Here is an 18,643-nt window from a genome sequence, read left to right as displayed (position 1 = left end):
AGAGGACTTTTATTCATGCGCATTGACCGTATGACCAGCAAGCTTCAGGTCGCCCTGTCCGACGCACAATCCATGGCCGTCGGCCGCGACCATTCCCAGATCGACCCGCTGCACCTGGTGCTGGCATTGATCGAGCAGCAGCATGGCTCAATCAAGCCGCTGCTGATGCAGGTCGGCTTCGATATTGCCGCCCTGCGCGCAGCCCTTAGCGAGGCCATCGATAAACTGGCGACCGTCAGCAATCCGACCGGTGACGTCAGCCTGTCCACCGAGCTGGCGCGGCTGCTCAACCAGGCTGACCGGCTGGCGCAGAAGCAGGGCGACCAATTCATCTCCAGCGAACTCGTGCTGCTGGCGGCGATGGACGACAACACCACTGCAGGCAAAATTCTGCTGGGGCAGGGCGTGTCCAAGAAGGCGCTGGAAAACGCCATCAACAACCTGCGCGGCGGCGAGTCGGTCAACGACCCGAATGCCGAAGAGTCACGTCAGGCGCTGGACAAGTACACCGTCGACCTGACCAAGCGGGCCGAAGAGGGCAAGCTGGACCCGGTGATCGGCCGTGACGACGAGATTCGCCGTACCGTGCAGGTGCTGCAGCGTCGTACCAAGAACAACCCGGTGCTGATCGGCGAGCCCGGCGTGGGCAAGACCGCCATTGTTGAGGGACTGGCCCAACGCATCGTCAACGGTGAAGTGCCGGATGGCCTGAAAGACAAGCGCCTGCTGTCACTCGATATGGGGGCGCTGATCGCCGGTGCCAAGTTCCGTGGCGAGTTTGAAGAGCGCCTGAAGGCGGTGCTGAACGAGCTCTCCAAGCAGGAAGGTCGCGTCATTCTGTTTATCGACGAGCTACACACCATGGTTGGCGCTGGCAAGGCCGAAGGCTCCATGGATGCGGGCAACATGCTCAAGCCGGCGCTAGCGCGCGGCGAGCTACACTGCGTCGGCGCAACCACGCTGGACGAATACCGCCAGTACATCGAAAAGGATGCCGCACTGGAGCGCCGCTTCCAGAAAGTGCTGGTTGATGAGCCGTCGGAAGAGGACACCATCGCGATTCTGCGGGGCCTGAAGGAGCGCTACGAGCTGCACCACAAGATCACCATCACCGATGGCGCGATCATTGCCGCAGCCAAGCTGTCGCACCGCTACATCACCGACCGTCAGCTGCCGGACAAGGCCATCGACCTGATTGACGAAGCGGCCAGCCGTATTCGCATGGAGATCGACTCCAAGCCGGAAGCACTGGACCGTCTGGAGCGTCGCCTGATTCAGCTCAAGGTGGAACGCGAGGCGCTGAAGAAGGAAGACGACGACGCGGCGCTCAAGCGGCTGGAGAAGTTGAAGGAAGACATCGCCAAGCTCGAGCGCGAGTACGCTGATCTGGAAGAAATCTGGAAGGCTGAGAAGGCTGATGTGCAGGGTTCTGCGCAGATTCAGGAGAAGATCGAGCAGGCCAAGGCCGAGCTGGATCAGGCCCGTCGCAAGGGCGATCTGAACCGCATGGCCGAGCTGCAGTACGGCGTGATCCCGGATCTGGAGCGCAGCCAGCAGATGGCCGAGCAGCACACCAAGCCGGAAAACCAGTTGCTGCGCAACAAGGTAACCGACGAGGAGATTGCCGAGGTCGTCTCCAAGTGGACCGGGATTCCGGTGGCCAAGATGCTCGAAGGCGAGCGTGACAAGCTGCTGCGTATGGAAGAAGCCCTGCATAAGCGGGTTATCGGCCAGAACGAAGCGGTGGTGGCGGTTTCCAACGCGGTGCGCCGTTCGCGGGCCGGTCTGGCCGACCCGAACCGTCCCAGTGGCTCGTTCATGTTCCTTGGCCCGACCGGTGTCGGTAAAACCGAGCTGTGCAAGGCGCTGGCCGAGTTTCTGTTCGATACCGAAGACGCCATGGTGCGGATCGACATGTCCGAGTTCATGGAGAAGCATTCGGTGGCTCGTCTGATCGGTGCGCCTCCGGGCTATGTCGGCTATGAAGAAGGCGGTTATCTGACCGAAGCGGTACGTCGCAAGCCGTACTCGGTGATCCTGATGGATGAGGTCGAAAAGGCGCATCCGGATGTGTTCAACGTGCTGCTGCAGGTGCTGGAAGACGGTCGTCTGACCGACAGCCAGGGCCGCACCGTCGACTTCCGCAACACCGTGGTGGTGATGACCTCCAACCTGGGTTCCGCGCAGATTCAGGAGCTGGTGGGTGATCGCGAGGCGCAGCATGCGGCGGTGATGGACGCCCTGACCCAGCACTTCCGGCCGGAGTTTATCAACCGGGTTGACGAGGTGGTTGTGTTCGAGCCGCTCGGCAAGGATCAGATCGCCGGTATCGCTGATATCCAGCTCAGCCGTTTGCGTCAGCGTCTGGCCGAACGCGAACTGGATCTGCAGCTCAGCGATGAGGCTCTGGAGAAGCTGATCTCGGTTGGCTACGACCCGGTGTATGGCGCGCGGCCGCTCAAGCGCGCGATCCAGCGCTGGATCGAAAACCCGCTGGCCCAGCGTATCCTGGCTGGCGACTTTGCCCCGGGCGTGACTATTCACGCCAAGGTCGAAGGCGACGAGTTTGTGTTTACGGCCTGATTGATGTTGTGGCGATGAAAAACCCCGCACGGGAAACCGTGCGGGGTTTTTGTTTGTGTGTTGATTTGTTTGGTGCCCTGCATTGTTCAAGTCTGCTTTTCGCCTCTACGGCGAGCAGGGGGAAATGCTTGGCCATTTCCCCCTGCACCCCCTAGGCCACCCCGGCTACGCGGCCCTTCGGGTTCGCTGCGTTGCTCGGCCTGACGGGGAGGCCTCGCCGGCCACCCGAAAACTCGGGGCTACGCCCCTCAGACATCCTACGGCTCTTTTTCCCGCCAGCCCTGCGCTACTCGCCCGCGTAAACGGGGATCCGGGTCCGCGCCGAATTCGCCGTCCAGTGGCAGAATCTGCAGCTTCCTTGTTAGTGAACAGAAAAAAGCCCCGGGAATATCCGAGGCCTTTTCTTACCGCTCGATCCAACGCTTACAGCAACATCGTGCGAATATCCCCCAACAACTCACCCAGACGTCTGGTGAACTGCGCGGCCGCTGCGCCGTTGATGGCGCGGTGGTCGTAGGAGAGGGACAGTGGCAGCATCAACTGCGGCTGGAAGCTGGCGCCATCCCAGACCGGCTGCATGGTCGCCTTGGAGACGCCAAGAATCGCCACTTCCGGGCTGTTGACGATCGGCGTGAAGTAGGTGCCGCCGATGTGGCCCAGGCTGGAGATGGTGAAGCAGGCGCCCTGCATGGCGTCGGCTCCGAGCTTTTTGTTGCGCGCCTTGTCGGCGAGCTCGGCCGCTTCGGCAGCCAGCTGCAGCAGACTCTTTTTGTCGACATCACGGATAACCGGCACCAGCAGGCCGTCCGGGGTGTCGACGGCGAAGCCGATGTGCACGTACTTCTTCTGAATCAGCTGCTTGCCATTGGCCGCCAACGAGACATTGAAGTTCGGCTGCTCACGCAGCAGATGGGCACAGGCCTTGAGCAGGAACGGCAGTACGGTCAGCTTGACGCCGGCCTTTTCGGCTGCCGCTTTTTGCTCCTTGCGGAAGGCTTCCAGCGCGCTGATATCGGCCAGGTCGAACTGGGTGACATGCGGCACGTTGAGCCAGCTGCGGTGCAGGTTGCTGGCGCCGACCTGCTGCAGGCGGGTCATGTCGACGGTTTCGATCTCGCCAAAACGGGAGAAGTCGACTTCCGGTACCGCAGGGATACCGCTGCCGCCAGCCGCGCCGGCTGGTGCTGCCTTGCGCTGTTGCATGACCGCCTGCACGTGCTTCTGCACATCTTCCTTGAGGATGCGCTCGCGCGGGCCAGTCGGCTTGACCTCGGTCAGATCAATACCGAACTCGCGGGCCAGCATGCGTACGGCCGGACCGGCATGGACCTTGGCGCCTTCGCGGCTGGGGCCACCGACGGGCGGCGGGCTGGCTGGCTTGGAATCGGCCTTGCTGGCTGCGGAGGCTTGCTGCTTGTCTTCGCGTTGCTCACTCTGCTGCGCGGCGGGCTGTGCCTCTTCGCTGGCCGAGCTATCGCCGCCCTTGACCTGCATGTACATGATCACGTCGCCGGTCTTGACGTCCTGTTCCAGCTTGACGTCGATCGACTCGATCACGCCAGAGAGGGGCGCGGGCAGCTCCATGCTGGCCTTGTCCGACTCCAGCACCAGCAGCGACTGGTCGGCTTCGACCTGATCGCCCTTGCTGACCAGAATTTCGATGACGCGGGCGCTGTCGGTGCCCAGATCCGGCACCTTGACGGCTTCGCTGCGGCTGCTGGCGCTGGCGGCAGGCTTGCTGTCTTCGGTTTTCGGCTCTTGCTTCTGCGCAGCCTCGGGCTCGGTTTTGGCGGGCTTTTCGTCGCTGTTGGCCTGCTTGGGTTGTTCGTCGCCCTCGACCTCCAGTTCGATCAGCGGGTCGCCTTCTTTCAGGCTGTCGCCCAGCTTGAACTTGATGGCTTTGACCTTGCCAGCCTTGGGCGAGGGGATTTCCATGCTTGCCTTGTCGGACTCGACAACGGCCAGCGATTGTTCGGCTTCTACCTGATCACCTTCCTTGATCAGAATTTCAATGACCTCGCCTTCACCACCGAGGTCGGGCACCTTGATGAGTTCACTCATGGCGTCGCTCCTCAGCAGTCCAGCGGGTTGGTTTTGTCAGCGTCCAGGCCAAAGGCCTTGAGCGCATCAGTCAGCACCTTGGGCTTGAGCTTGCCCTGTTCGACTAGCGCACTGAGAGCGGTGTAGGCCACCCAGTAGCGATCCACTTCAAAGAAATAGCGCAGCTTGCGGCGGCTGTCACTGCGGCCGAAGCCGTCGGTGCCGAGCACCTTGTAGGGTGCAGGAACCCACTGGCGAATCTGGTCGGCGTACAGCTTCATGTAGTCGGTAGCAGCGATGACCGGGCCTTGACGCTTGTCCAGACACTGCTCAACGAAGCTGGTCTTGGCCTTGCGGGTCGGGTGCAGACGGTTGTCGCGTTCGACCGCCAGGCCGTCTCGGCGCAGCTCGTTGAAGCTGGTGACGCTCCAGATGTCGGCGCTGACGCCGAAGTCTTCCTTGAGGATAGCGGCGGCTTCGCGTACTTCGCGCAAAATGGTGCCGGAGCCCATCAGTTGCACGTGCAGGTCACCCGGCTTGCCGGTGGAGTCGAGCAGGTACATGCCGCGCATGATGCCGTCTTCGACCCCTTTGCCCTTGGGCATGGCCGGTTGGGCGTAGGCTTCGTTCATGACAGTGAGGTAGTAGTAGACGTTCTCCTGCTCGTCCATCATGCGGCGCGCGCCTTCGCGGATGATCACCGCCAGCTCGTAGCCGTAGGTCGGGTCGTAGCTGCGGCAGTTGGGGATGGTTGACGCCAGCAAGTGGCTGTGACCGTCCTCGTGCTGCAGGCCCTCACCGTTTAGGGTGGTGCGGCCGGCGGTGCCGCCGATCAAGAAGCCCTTGGCGCGGCTGTCGCCGGCGGCCCAGGCCAGATCGCCGATACGCTGGAAGCCGAACATCGAATAGAAGATGTAGAACGGCAGCATTGGTTGGTTATGGGTGCTGTAAGCGGTACCGGCTGCAATCCAGCTGGACATGGCGCCAGCCTCGTTGATGCCTTCCTCGAGGATCTGGCCTTTCTTGTCCTCGCGGTAGAACATCACCTGATCCTTGTCGACCGGCTCATACAGCTGGCCGACTGAGGAGTAGATGCCGAGCTGGCGGAACATGCCTTCCATGCCGAAGGTGCGGGCTTCGTCCGGCACGATCGGCACGATGCGCGGGCCGAGTTCCTTGTCCTTGACCAGTTGTGACAGGATGCGCACGAAGGCCATGGTGGTCGAAATTTCGCGGTCGCCGGTGCCGTCCAGGATTGCTTTCAGGGTGTCTAGCGGCGGAACAGGAATGCGCTTGCTCTCGACGCGGCGCTGGGGCATGTAGCCGCCCAGGGCTTCGCGGCGGGCGTGCAGGTACTTGTATTCGGCGCTGCCTTCCTCGGGGCGGAAGAACGGCAGTTTCTCCAGTTCATCGTCGTTGACCGGGATGTCGAAGCGGTCGCGGAATTTCTTCAGACTCTCGATATCGACTTTCTTGGTGTTGTGCGCAGTGTTCTGGCCCTGGCCGGCGCCAGTGCCGTAGCCCTTGATGGTCTTGGCCAGAATGACCGATGGCTGGCCTTCATGGTTGACTGCGTCATGGTAGGCTGCATAGACCTTGTACGGGTCGTGGCCGCCACGGTTGAGCTTCCAGATTTCCTCGTCGGAGAGGTCCTTGACCATCTCCTGGAGTTCGGGGCGGGTGCCGAAGAAGTGCTCGCGCACGAACGCCCCGTCCTTGGCCTTGTAGTTCTGGTAGTCGCCGTCGACGGCTTCTTCCATGCGCTGCTGCAGCAGGCCGTTGTCGTCCTTGGCGAACAGCGGGTCCCACATGCGGCCCCAGATGACCTTGATGACGTTCCAGTCGGCCCCGCGGAAACTGCCTTCGAGTTCCTGGATGATCTTGCCGTTGCCGCGCACCGGGCCGTCCAGACGCTGCAGGTTACAGTTGATTACGAAGATCAGGTTGTCGAGCTTTTCGCGGCCGGCCAGGGAGATGGCGCCCAAGGTTTCCGGCTCATCGGTCTCACCGTCACCAACAAAGCACCAGACCTTCTGTTTGCCGGGTTCGATGTAGCCGCGGTGCTCCAGATACTTCATGAAGCGGGCCTGGTAGATGGCCTGAATCGGACCCAGGCCCATGGATACGGTCGGGAACTGCCAGAAGTCAGGCATCAGCCACGGGTGCGGGTAGGAGGACAAGCCTTTGCCGTCGACCTCCTGGCGGAAATTTTCCATCTGCTCTTCGCTGATGCGGCCTTCCATGAAGGCGCGGGCGTAGATGCCGGGGGAGGCGTGACCCTGGAAGAACACCAGGTCGCCGCCGTGCTCCTCGGTTGGCGCCTTGAAGAAGTAGTTGAAGCCGATGTCGTACAGTGTCGCGCTGGAGGCGAAGGTGGAAATGTGGCCACCCAGGTCCGGGTCCTGCTGGTTGGTACGCATGACCATGGCCAGCGCATTCCAGCGTACCAGCGAGCGAATGCGACGTTCCATGAACAGGTCGCCGGGCATGCGTGCTTCGTGGGTCACCGGAATGGTGTTGCGATACGGCGTGGTAATGGCGTAGGGCAGTGGTGTGCCAGTTCGACTGGCTAGCTCGCTGAGACGCGTCATCAGATAGTGCGCGCGGTCTTCACCCTCGTTGTCGAGGACGGACTCCAGCGCATCGAGCCATTCCTGGGTTTCGAGCGGATCAATATCGTCGTGCTTCATTATGGTCTCCAGACCTTGTGGGCCTTGCAAGTGCCGGAAGCGGTCGTCAGCCTGCCGATCAACGCGGTTGCGACCAAAGCTTGCCAAACACCTGTGGGTGTTGTGACAGGGTGGGGTGGAATTGGTTCTGTAGTTTTACTACATAAAGTCGGCTTTATCCAGTCGTTTAATAGTCTAATTTGTAGTCGAACTACATTTAGACTATATGGTCATTCGCCACCGCTTCCCCGTCGGCAGCCGTCATGGCAAGCTGCTGTTTCGGTTCATGAACAGGATAGACCATGCCCTCCACACTGCCCTCGCTGCCATCCTCTCTTCAGGCACTCCGTGATCACCATTTGGCGCAGTGGCTTGCTGCTCTGGAGCAGGCCGGCCTTGCCGAGCGCAGGGCGGAGCTCGGTGAGGTTTTTGAAGCAGAGCTGGCGCAGGTGCTGGCGGCCAGTGACTTCGTGGCAGAACAGCTGCGCCGTGATCCTGCGCTGGCCTGGCGGCTGATCGAAGACGGGCGTTTGACCCGGTCTTTGGCAGCGGGTGAGCTGCGGACGCTGTTGCAGCAGGCGCTAGTCGATACTGGCAGCGAGGAGCAACTGGCACAGCGTCTGCGTCGTTTCCGCCAGTGGCAGCAGGTGCGCATTATCTGGCGTGACCTGACCCGCCGGGCCGCATTGCAGGAAACCACCCGGGACCTCTCGGATATGGCCGATGCCTGCATAGACGAGGCGTATCGGTGGTTGTATCAGCTGTGCTGTACCAGCTTCGGTGAGCCGGTCAACGCCGAAGGTGTGCCACAGCACATGGTGGTGCTGGGGATGGGCAAGCTGGGCGCGGTCGAGCTTAACCTGTCGTCCGATATCGATCTGATCTTTGCCTATCCCGAGGCAGGGGAGACCCGCGGCGGACGTCGCAGCCTGTCGAATCAGGAGTTCTTTATTCGCCTTGGTCAGAAATTGATCAAGGCGCTGGATGCGCCGACGGTCGATGGCTTCGTGTTTCGCGTCGACATGCGCCTGCGCCCCTACGGAGACAGCGGTGCGCTGGTGTTCAGCTTTGATGCGCTAGAACAGTATTACCAGAGCCAGGGGCGCGACTGGGAACGCTACGCCATGATCAAGGCGCGGGTCGTGGCCGGTGACCAGGCGGCTGGTGCCGAGCTGCTGGCGATGCTGCGGCCGTTTGTCTATCGCCGTTATCTCGACTTTGCTGCCATTGATGCCCTGCGTTCCCTTAAGCAGATGATTCAGCGTGAGGTGCAGCGCAAGGGGCTGCAGGACAACGTCAAGCTTGGCTCCGGTGGTATTCGCGAGGTGGAGTTTATTGGTCAGGCGTTCCAGCTGATCCATGGTGGCCGCGATCGCAGCCTGCAACAGCGGCCGATTCTCGGTGTGCTGCAGACCTTGGCTGATAACAACTATCTGCCCGCCGAGGCGGTGCAGGAGCTGACGGATGCCTACTGCTTTCTGCGTGACACCGAACACGCCCTGCAGGCCATTGATGATCGGCAGACGCAGATGCTGCCGACCGACCCTCAGGGCCAGGCGCGCATCGCCTGGATGCTGGGTTTTGCCGACTGGGAAGCTTTTCGGCAGCGGCTGGATGCTGAACGCGGGCGAGTCGCTCGGCACTTTGCTGGAGTAATTGCGGATCCCGATGAGGATGAGGAAGAGCCGCTATCGGCGCAGAGCGACTGGGTGCCGGTGTGGGATGGCACGCTGGACGAGCCGCAGGTGCTGGAGCAACTGATCGCCGCCGGGTACGCCGATGCACCTGGCGCCTGGAAGCGGTTGCAGGATCTGCAGGGCTCGGCGCGGGTCCGCGCTATGCAGCGCGCTGGTCGCGAACGGCTGGACATTTTCATGCCGCGACTGCTGTCGATGGCCTGCGAACAGGACAATCCCGACCTGGCGTTGCAACGGGTGCTGCCCTTGGTCGAGGCGGTTGCACGTCGCTCCGCCTACCTGGTCTTGCTGACCGAAAATCCGGGTGCTCTGCGCGAACTGTTGGTGCTGTGCGCCGCCAGCCCCTGGATCGCCGAACAGATTGCCCGCTACCCGGTAGTGCTGGATGAGCTGCTGAACGCCGGGCGACTGTACCGGCCGCCGGTCGCAGAGGAACTGGCCGACGAGCTGCGTCAGCAGTTGCTGCGTATCCCCGAGGACGACCTTGAGCAGCAGATGGAAACCCTGCGTTACTTCAAGCGTGCGCATGTGTTGCGCATTGCTGCCTCGGAAATCGCGGGCACCTTGCCGCTGATGAAGGTAAGTGATTACCTGACCTGGATGGCGGAGGCGATTCTGCAGCAGGTGCTGGTGTTGGCCTGGCGCGAGATGGTTGCCCGTCACGGCCGCCCGGCGCGAGCCGATGGTTCGCGCTGCGATCTGGATTTCATCATCGTTGGCTACGGCAAGGTCGGCGGCATCGAGCTTGGACACGGCTCCGATCTGGATCTGGTGTTTATCCACGACGGTGATCCGCAGGCCGATACCGACGGCGAGCGGCCTATCGAGGGCAGCAAGTTCTTTACCCGGCTGGGGCAGCGGGTGATTCACATGCTCAACACCCAGACCGTTTCCGGTGCATTGTACGAAGTGGACATGCGGCTGCGGCCGTCCGGCGATTCGGGGCTGCTGGTCAGCTCTCTGGCGTCGTTTTCGCGTTATCAGTTGGAAGAGGCCTGGACTTGGGAGCATCAGGCGCTGGTGCGAGCGCGCGCACTGGTCGGCTGTGAACGACTCACCGAGCGCTTCCAGGTGTTGCGAGCACAGGTGTTGGGGCGTCAGCGCGACGAGCGACAACTGCTGCGCGAGGTCAGCGATATGCGCCAGAAGATGCGCGACAACCTCGGTACCAAGGCAACAAGGGCCGGTACAACCGAGGACGCCTTCACCGCGGCGCAATTGTTTGATCTCAAGCAGGACGCAGGTGGTATCGTTGACATCGAATTTATGGTGCAATATGCGGTTCTTGCCTGGTCGTGCCGGTACCCCGAATTACTGCGCTACACCGACAACATCAGGATTCTTGATGAGCTGCAAAACGCCGGTCTGATCGCCGGTGAGGATGTCACCAGCCTGCAGGAGGCTTACAAAGCCTACCGGGCTGCAGCTCATCGCCTGGCTCTACAGAATCAGCCGGGCAAAGTAAGCGGCGACCAGTTTCATGATTTCCGACACGGGGTCATCAAGCTCTGGCAGCAGGTGCTGCCTCCCCAGGAGCCGATCCCCGATACGCGGTTATGATCGGCTAGGGCGCGCTCAGGCAGAAACCAAGAACGCAAGACTGATTGAATAGATACGTATGGAGCTGGCTGCTATGTCGATGGCCGATCGTGATGGTCTAATCTGGTTTGATGGTGAAATGATTCCCTGGCGTGAAGCCAATGTTCACGTGCTCACGCACTCGCTGCACTACGGCATGGGTGTTTTCGAAGGCGTCCGCGCCTACAAGACGCCGGATGGCACCGCCATCTTCCGTCTGGATGCGCACACTGATCGCTTGTTCGATTCTGCCCACATCATGGGTATGAAGATTCCCTTTACCAAGGAACAGCTGAACGAGGCGCAGCGCGCCGTGGTTCGCGAGAACAACCTGGAAACCGCCTATATTCGTCCGCTGGTATTTTACGGATCCGAAGGCATGGGCATCCGCGCTGACAACCTGAAGGTACATGTTGTCATCGCTGCGTGGCACTGGGGCGCCTATATGGGCGAAGAAGCGCTGGAACGCGGCATCAAGATCCGCACCAGTTCCTTTACCCGTCACCACGTCAACATCACCATGACGCGTGCCAAGGCCAGCGGTGCCTACATGAACTCCATGCTGGCGCTGCAGGAAGCGGTCTCCGCTGGTGCTGACGAAGCACTGTTGCTGGATCCGGAAGGCTATGTTGCCGAAGGTTCGGGTGAGAACGTGTTCATCGTCAAGAACGGCACTATCTACACCCCGGAAGTGACTGCCTGTCTGAACGGTATCACCCGCGCAACCGTGCTGGCGCTGGCGTCGAAGTTCAATATCCCGGTTGTCGAGAAGCGCATCACCCGTGACGAGGTCTACATCGCTGATGAAGCCTTCTTCACCGGCACCGCCGCTGAAGTCACGCCGATTCGCGAGCTGGACGGTCGTCAGATCGGTGCTGGTCGTCGCGGTCCGATCACTGAAAAACTGCAAAAGGCGTACTTCGATCTGGTCACTGGCCAGACCGCAGAGCACGCCGAATGGCGGACGCTGGTCGGTTGATAGCCGCAAGCGGCAAGCCTCACGCGGCAAGCAGTCATGCGCCGTTCGGGGTTTGTCGCTTGAAGCTTGACGCGTGAAGCTTATGAATATCCTGATTATCGGTCCCAGCTGGGTCGGCGACATGGTGATGGCGCAGACGCTGTTCACCTGTCTGAAGCAACGCCACGGCGACGACTGCATGATCGATGTGCTAGCGCCCGACTGGAGCCGGCCAATTCTCGAACGTATGCCGGAAGTCCGCAGCGCGCTGAGCTTTCCGCTCGGTCATGGCGCGCTGGAACTCGCTACCCGGCGGCGTATTGGTCGCAGCCTAGCTGGTCAGTATGACCAAGCCATCCTGCTGCCCAATTCCCTCAAGTCAGCGCTGGTTCCGTTCTTTGCCCAGATTCCGCTGCGCACCGGTTGGCGTGGCGAAATGCGCTATGGCCTGCTCAACGACGTGCGCAAGCTGAACAAGGACGCCTACCCGCTGATGATCGAGCGCTTTATGGCGCTGGCCTATGAGCCGGGTGCCGAGCTGCCGAAACCCTACCCACGCCCGTCGCTGCAAATTGATCCGGCATCGCGCGATGCGGCATTGGCGCATTTTGGCCTAGAACGTGATCGTCCGGTGCTGGCGCTGTGCCCGGGTGCCGAATTTGGCGAGGCCAAGCGCTGGCCGTCGGAGCACTATGCTGCCGTGGCCGAAGCGCGCATTCGGCAGGGCTGGCAGGTCTGGTTGTTTGGTTCGAAAAACGACCACGCCGTCGCGGAACAGATCCGTGGCCGGCTGATTCCGGGGCTGCGTGAAGAGTCGACCAACCTGTGTGGCGATACCAGTCTGGCCCAGGCGATTGACCTGCTGTCGTGCGCTGACGCGGTGGTCAGTAATGACTCGGGGCTGATGCATGTGGCTGCGGCGCTGAATCGGCCGTTGGTGGCTGTCTACGGCTCGACCTCACCTGGTTTTACGCCGCCGCTGGCTGACCAGGTAGAAATGGTGCAGCTGGGGCTGGATTGCAGCCCCTGCTTTGATCGGACTTGCCGGTTTGGTCATTACAACTGCCTGCGTGATCTGGCTCCTGCCCAGGTGGACGCAGCGCTGGATCGGCTGGTAGGCGATCTGCTGCCCGACCCGCAGGACAATTGATCCTGATGCGGGTACTGCTGATCAAGACGTCCTCGCTCGGGGACGTCATTCATACTCTCCCGGCATTGACCGATGCTGCGCGCGCTATCCCAGGCATCCGTTTTGACTGGGTGGTGGAAGAGGGCTTTGCCGAAATTCCGTCCTGGCATCCGGCCGTGGAGAGTGTAATTCCGGTGGCCATTCGTCGTTGGCGCAAGAAGCCGTTTCAGGCAGTGCGCAGCGGTGAGTGGGGCAACTTCAAGCGCCGCCTGCGCGAGACCGACTATGATTTGGTGATCGATGCTCAGGGTCTGCTCAAGAGCGCCTGGCTGACCCGCTATGCCAGCGCCGAGGTGGTAGGGCTGGATCGGGATTCGGCCCGTGAGCCGCTGGCCGCACGCTTCTATCAACGTCGGCTGCCGGTACCCTGGGGGCAGCATGCGGTGGAGCGGACGCGTCAGCTGTTTGCCCAGGCGCTTGGCTACACGCTGGAGGAAGGGCTGGGGGATTACGGCCTGGACCGCGCGGCATTGGGCGCTGAATTGGCCAGCACGCCTTATGTGGTGCTGTTGCATGGCACCACCTGGGTGACTAAGCACTGGCCGGAGCTGTATTGGCGGCAACTGGCCGAGCGGCTGGTTGCCAGCGGGGTTGATGTGCGCCTGCCGTGGGGTAGTCTGGACGAACAGGCCCGTGCGCTGCGCATCGCCGAAGGGCTGGAAGGCGCGCTGGTATTGCCCCGTTTGCCCCTGCGTGATGTCGCCCGTCAGTTGGCCGGGGCTAGTGCCTGCGTGGCGGTGGATACCGGGCTTGGGCATCTGGCCGCGGCGCTGGATGTACCGACCCTGTCGCTGTTCGGACCAACCAATCCGGGCTTTACCGGCGCCTACGGTCGCGCGCAGCAGCATCTGGCCAGCGACTTCGCCTGTGCGCCCTGTCTGCGCAAGCAATGTACCTATAAGCCGACCCCTGAGGATGCTCGCCGGTTCGACCTGACCCGCGAGCAACCACTGTGCTTTACTCGACTTGACCCCGACAGGGTCATGCAGCACCTGCGACCGCTGCTGTCCAACAAGAGAATCGTCTGATGCAGCTGGCTTTTGTGCTTTACAAGTATTTTCCCTTTGGCGGCTTGCAGCGCGACTTCATGCGCATCGCCAGGGTTTGTCAGGAGCGCGGACACAGCATTCGTGTCTATACCCTGATCTGGGAAGGCGATATTCCCGAGGGGTTTGAAGTGTTGGTGGCCCCCGTCAAAGCCCTGAGTAATCATCGCCGTAACGAGAAATTCACCGCGTGGGTCGAGGCCGATCTGGCCAGGCGCCCGGTCGATCGGGTGGTTGGCTTCAACAAGATGCCGGGGCTGGACGTTTACTATGCCGCCGATCCCTGCTTCGAAGACAAGGCGCAGACCCTGCGTAACCCGCTGTATCGCATCTCCAGCCGTTACCGCCACTTTGCCGAGTACGAGCGGGCGGTATTCTCGCCTGCTGGCAAGACGCAGATTCTGATGATCTCCGAGGTACAGCAGCCGCTGTTCACCAAACACTATAAAACCCCGCTGGATCGCTTCCATCTACTCCCGCCGGGCATCGCGCCAGATCGTCGGGCACCGGCCAACGCGGCTGAGATTCGCGCCGAGTTTCGCGCTGAGTTCGGTCTGGCAGACGATGACCTGCTGCTGGTGCAGATCGGCTCCGGGTTTATTACCAAGGGTGTCGACCGCTCCATTCGCGCGCTGGCGGCGCTGCCTGTCGAATTGCGTAAGCGCACCCGGCTGATGGTCATCGGCCAGGATGATCCGAGTACCTTCCAGCGCATTGCGCGCTCGCTGGCGGTGGAGGATCAGGTGGTCTTTATGAAGGGCCGTAGCGATATTCCCCGTTTCCTGCTGGGGGCCGACCTGTTGATTCATCCCGCCTACAACGAGAACACCGGCACCGTGCTGCTGGAAGCGCTGGTGGCCGGTTTGCCGGTGCTGGTGACCGATGTCTGCGGTTATGCCCACTACATCAGCGAGGCGGACTGTGGCCTGGTTGTGCCGTCACCGTTCAGGCAGGGCGAACTGGATCGGATGCTGGCCGACATGCTGCGTAATCCGGTTCAGCGCCGGGAATGGCATGCCAACGCGCTGCGGTATGCCGATCAGGCCGACCTATACAGCCTGCCGGAGCGGGCTGCCGATGTGATCCTGGGAGCTGGCGCGTGAGCAATACCCTGATTCTGCGCGAGCCGTTCCTTAGCCTGTGGGCCAATACAGATGCCTTCGATGCGGTCGAAGCGCTGCAAGGCGAGGTGTTTCGTGAGCTGGAAGCGCGCCGTACCCTGCGTACCGAAGTCGACGGCAAGGGCTATTTCGTCAAGATTCATCGTGGCGTCGGTTGGGGCGAGATTTTCAAGAACTGGTCCACCCTCAAACGCCCGGTGCTGGGCGCAGGTCAGGAGTGGCAGGCGATTCAAGCACTGACCGCTGCCGGCATTAATACCATGACCGCGGTGGCCTTTGGTGAGCGTGGCAGTAACCCTGCCGCACAGCACTCGTTCATCATTACCGAAGAATTGGCGCCGACCATCAGCCTGGAAGATTATAGCCGTGACTGGCTGGATAAACCGCCGGCTCCGGGCATCAAGTGGGCGCTGATCCGTCGGGTGGCCGAGATGGCCGCCGCCATGCACCGGGCTGGCGTCAATCATCGTGACTGCTATATCTGTCACTTCCTGCTGCATACCGACAAGCCGATGAGCGCACATGACTTCAAATTGTCGATCATTGATCTGCATCGTGCTCAGATTCGACCGACTGTGCCTCGGCGCTGGCGCGACAAGGACCTAGCCGGGCTGTACTTCTCGGCACTCGAGATCGGTCTTACCCAACGTGACAAGCTGCGCTTTCTGCGCGCCTATTTTGCGACTCCGCTGCGTGACACCTTGCGGCTAGAGGCGCCGCTGCTGGCGCTGCTTGAGCGCAAGGCGCAGAAGCTGCAGGCCCGTTTTGAGCGCAAGTACGCGCCGGGGGCTGATGAATGAAGCGTTGGACCCTGAACCCCGAGTACGCCACCGGGGAGAGTGGTCGGCTGTTTGCCGATCTGGATACGGTGTTTGCGCTGGAGGGTGAAAAGATCACCCAGGACCCGCTCAGTACCGTGCATCGGATCTGGGTTGCTGACCGCTATTACTACGTTAAGCGCTACACCGGCGCGGGCAAGAACCTCCGCCGCTACCTTGGTCGACCGCGAATTCAGGCAGAGTGGGAAAATTTGCTGAACTTTCATGCCTGGGGCATCCCGTCGGCAACAGTCGTCGGGTTCGGGCAGGAGCGGCTTAATGGTGCATTCGTGCGCGGCGCGCTGATCACCGAGGAGTTGCCCGATACCTGTGATCTGGCGCGTATTGCTGCGCAGCGTGACGCACGCTTGCAGGATCGGGCATGGGTGGCGCATGTCTCACGCCAGGTCGCGTGGGCGACTCGGATGATGCATGATCAGGGCTTCACCCATAATGATCTGAAGTGGCGAAACCTGCTCGTCGACAATCAAGCGCTTGGAAATGTGTACTTTATCGACTGTCCTGGCGGCAGCTTCTGGTGGGGCCCCATGCTGAGCTACCGGATCATCAAGGATCTGGCCTGCCTCGACAAAATTGCCAAACACCACCTCAGCCGCAGCCAGCGGATGGCGTTCTTCAAGCTGTACCTTGGCAAGCAGCAGCTTGACAGCGCGGACCGCAAGCAGGCGCGCGCGATACTGAATTTCTTCAAGGGTCGAGAATGACACGTAACCCCTTTATTGCAGTCAACGCACGGGATGTGTTGTCCCGCCACGGGCTTGATAGCTTCGAAGCGCTCTGGGCGCTGAAGGTCGATGCTGTTGATGCACCAAATACTGGGCGTGGAGGGTGGAGTAGCGTTTACCGTCTGGAGCTGGAAGACGCTAATGGTCAGCAGCAGTGTTTCTTTCTGAAGCGGCAAGACAATCACCGCACCCGCACGCTGCATAGCCCCTTCGGCGAGCCTACCTTTGCTCGTGAATTTCGTGCGATTCAGGTCTATGCAAGACAAGGCATTCCGGCGCTGGAAGCGGCATTTTTTGGTCAGCGTAACGAGCGCGGTCACGCCCAGGCGGTGCTGCTGACGCGGGCCCTGGATGACTATGCGCCACTGGACGAGTGGTTTGAGCGCTGGAATCAGTTGTCTGCCAGTGAAATCCGTACGTTGATTCAGTCGGCTGCTGCGCTGGTGCGTGCGCTGCATAATGCCGACCGTATTCACAACTGTCTGTATCCGAAGCACGTATTTATCAAACTGCATGGCGACGGTGCCGGGGCGCGTTTTATCGATCTGGAGAAAACCCGGCGGGCTATTTTTGGCCGGCGTGATCTGATCCGTGATTTGGAAACCCTGCATCGACGAAGCAAGGAGCCGACGCGCAGCCAGCGCTTGCGCTTCGTGTTGGCGTATATGGGCAAGAGTCGGGTTGATACCGAGGCTCGTACCTTTATCAGCGAATTGCTGCGCCGTACTGCGGGCAAGGGCAAAGGGCGATGAGTCTCAGCGCCGAGCTACGTAGTGCCGGGCGCGAGCCACCACTGCCGTTGATCCTGCCACTGGAGCAGGGTGAGACCCGGGTGGTGCGCTGGCTGCGAGTGTTGCCGGGCAAGCGGCTGGTGGGGCAGGTCGAAGCCGGTGGCCAGCAGCAGTTGCTTAAGCTGTTTATCGCATCGGGCGCTGACCGTCACTGTGAGCGTGAGGCGTCAGGTATTCGTGCCCTGCAAACGCAGGGCATTGCCACGCCAGAGCTGCTGGGCGAGGGCGAGATAGAGGGAGGCGGTCGTTATTTGCTGAGTGCCTACCTCAGCGACGCCGAGACCCTGCAGCAGCGCTGGGAGGCACTGCCCAGTTGGCAGCCCGGCGAGGCCGAGGCGCTCACTCTGCTTGGCCAAGCCCTCAGCCTGATTGGCACCATGCACCAACGTGGTCTGGTACAGACCGATTTGCATCTGGGCAACTTCCTGCTTCACGAAGCGCAGCTTTACGTCATTGATGGCGATGCGGTTGAGGCCTTGAGTCCTGGCGCTCCGGTTACTCCTGCACAAGCTGAAGACAACCTGGCGATCTTCTTTGCCCAGCTTGATCCCGAGTGGGATGAACTCTGCGAGCTGCTGCTGATCGGCTACCTGCAGCACAATCCGTTGGCGCTCAACCCTGATCGGCTGGCCGCGCAGATTAAGCGCGTTCGTCAGCGCAGGCTGGATGACTTTCTCGGCAAGACTCTGCGTGATTGCACCCAGTTCTCTGTCAGACGCAGCTGGACGCGGTTTACTGCTGTCGTGCGCAGCGAGTGCCAGCGGTTGGCATCGCTGCTTGCTGCGCCTGACGAGGCTTTGGCCGCAGAGCCGCTGTTCAAGGACGGTGGTAGCAGCACGGTCGGTTGTGCTGTCGTTGATGGCAACACGGTGGTCATCAAACGCTACAACATTAAAGGCTTTGGCCACTGGCTAAAGCGCTTTTGGCGCCCGAGCAGAGCCTGGCACTCCTGGCTCGCCGCGCATCGGCTGCAGTTTCTCGGCATCCCCACTCCGGCACCGCTGGCCATGATTGAGCAGCGTTTCGGTCCGTTGCGGCGGCGGGCTTGGCTGGTCACTGAATACTGTTCCGGGGTCGACCTGCTGCGCCATCTCGGCGAAGATGGTCAAAGACTGCCGGACGATGCTACCGCCGCAGCGTTGCTCAGGCTGTTTACCCAACTTGTTCGGGCCAGAATAAGCCACGGTGACTTCAAGGCAACGAATCTGCTGTGGCTGGATGGGCGGGTTATTCTTATCGATCTGGACGCGATGCAGGCGCACACAGGTAATGCTGGCTGGCAGCGTGCCTGGCAGAAGGATCGACAACGGTTCATCCGTAACTGGCCAGCGGGAAGTCCGCTTGCTGGCTGGTTGGAAGAGCGCTTGCCGCGCTTGTAAATTTACTTTGATTTCAGAAAAGAGGACT

Annotated in this window: 12 protein-coding genes; 10 read left to right on the top strand and 2 right to left on the bottom strand. The window is 61.2% G+C overall.

What is annotated here, in order from left to right; translation table 11 throughout:
• Positions 1-15 precede the first annotated feature (15 nt).
• Positions 16-2,583: an ATP-dependent chaperone ClpB gene (gene clpB, locus ACKPCU_RS16905; protein WP_321348499.1), complete on the top strand. Its 2,568-nt coding sequence runs from the start codon at positions 16-18 to the stop codon at positions 2,581-2,583.
• Positions 2,584-3,006: 423 nt separating this feature from the next.
• On the opposite strand, the gene aceF is transcribed toward clpB, so the two are convergent.
• Complete coding sequence (gene aceF / locus ACKPCU_RS16900; protein ID WP_321348497.1) at positions 3,007-4,644, bottom strand: dihydrolipoyllysine-residue acetyltransferase; 1,638 nt, start codon at positions 4,642-4,644, stop codon at positions 3,007-3,009.
• A gap of 11 nt (positions 4,645-4,655) precedes the next feature.
• Positions 4,656-7,313, bottom strand: coding sequence for a pyruvate dehydrogenase (acetyl-transferring), homodimeric type (gene aceE / locus ACKPCU_RS16895; RefSeq protein WP_321348495.1), 2,658 nt, complete (start codon positions 7,311-7,313; stop codon positions 4,656-4,658).
• A gap of 281 nt (positions 7,314-7,594) precedes the next feature.
• On the opposite strand from aceE, the gene glnE reads away from it, so the two are divergent.
• From glnE to ACKPCU_RS16850, 9 genes are all read left to right on the top strand, one after another.
• A complete protein-coding gene (glnE, locus tag ACKPCU_RS16890; protein WP_321348493.1) occupies positions 7,595-10,549 on the top strand; it encodes a bifunctional [glutamate--ammonia ligase]-adenylyl-L-tyrosine phosphorylase/[glutamate--ammonia-ligase] adenylyltransferase in 2,955 nt (984 codons plus the stop codon).
• Positions 10,550-10,622: 73 nt separating this feature from the next.
• On the top strand, positions 10,623-11,546 hold the full coding sequence (locus tag ACKPCU_RS16885) for a branched-chain amino acid transaminase (protein WP_104737488.1): 924 nt from the start codon (positions 10,623-10,625) through the stop codon (positions 11,544-11,546).
• An 82-nt stretch (positions 11,547-11,628) separates the two neighbouring features.
• A complete protein-coding gene (gene waaF, locus ACKPCU_RS16880) occupies positions 11,629-12,675 on the top strand; it encodes a lipopolysaccharide heptosyltransferase II (protein ID WP_321348491.1) in 1,047 nt (348 codons plus the stop codon).
• A gap of 5 nt (positions 12,676-12,680) precedes the next feature.
• Positions 12,681-13,742 (top strand): lipopolysaccharide heptosyltransferase I, encoded by a 1,062-nt coding sequence (gene waaC, locus ACKPCU_RS16875; RefSeq protein WP_321348490.1) that lies wholly within the window; start codon positions 12,681-12,683, stop codon positions 13,740-13,742.
• The gene (locus ACKPCU_RS16870; RefSeq protein WP_321348488.1) at positions 13,742-14,863 is read left to right on the top strand and encodes a glycosyltransferase family 4 protein; all 1,122 of its coding nucleotides are present in this window, start codon (positions 13,742-13,744) and stop codon (positions 14,861-14,863) included. The genes waaC and ACKPCU_RS16870 overlap by 1 nt, the downstream gene beginning before the upstream one ends.
• On the top strand, positions 14,860-15,681 hold the full coding sequence (gene rfaP, locus ACKPCU_RS16865) for a lipopolysaccharide core heptose(I) kinase RfaP (protein WP_321348486.1): 822 nt from the start codon (positions 14,860-14,862) through the stop codon (positions 15,679-15,681). Before ACKPCU_RS16870 ends, rfaP begins: the two co-directional genes overlap by 4 nt.
• Positions 15,678-16,424: a lipopolysaccharide kinase InaA family protein gene (locus tag ACKPCU_RS16860; protein WP_104737346.1), complete on the top strand. Its 747-nt coding sequence runs from the start codon at positions 15,678-15,680 to the stop codon at positions 16,422-16,424. Before rfaP ends, ACKPCU_RS16860 begins: the two co-directional genes overlap by 4 nt.
• Positions 16,421-17,197 carry a lipopolysaccharide kinase InaA family protein gene (locus ACKPCU_RS16855; RefSeq protein ID WP_104737345.1) on the top strand — a complete coding sequence of 259 codons (777 nt, stop codon included), beginning with the start codon at positions 16,421-16,423 and terminating at the stop codon, positions 17,195-17,197. The genes ACKPCU_RS16860 and ACKPCU_RS16855 overlap by 4 nt, the downstream gene beginning before the upstream one ends.
• Entirely contained in the window at positions 17,194-18,615 is a 1,422-nt protein-coding gene (locus tag ACKPCU_RS16850) for a lipopolysaccharide kinase InaA family protein (protein WP_321348482.1), read from the top strand. Before ACKPCU_RS16855 ends, ACKPCU_RS16850 begins: the two co-directional genes overlap by 4 nt.
• Positions 18,616-18,643: the final 28 nt, after the last annotated feature.

The sequence above is a fragment of the Halopseudomonas oceani genome, from assembly GCF_963677335.1.
Taxonomy (GTDB): Bacteria; Pseudomonadota; Gammaproteobacteria; order Pseudomonadales; family Pseudomonadaceae; genus Halopseudomonas; species Halopseudomonas oceani.
This window is presented reverse-complemented; position numbering and strand designations above follow the sequence as displayed.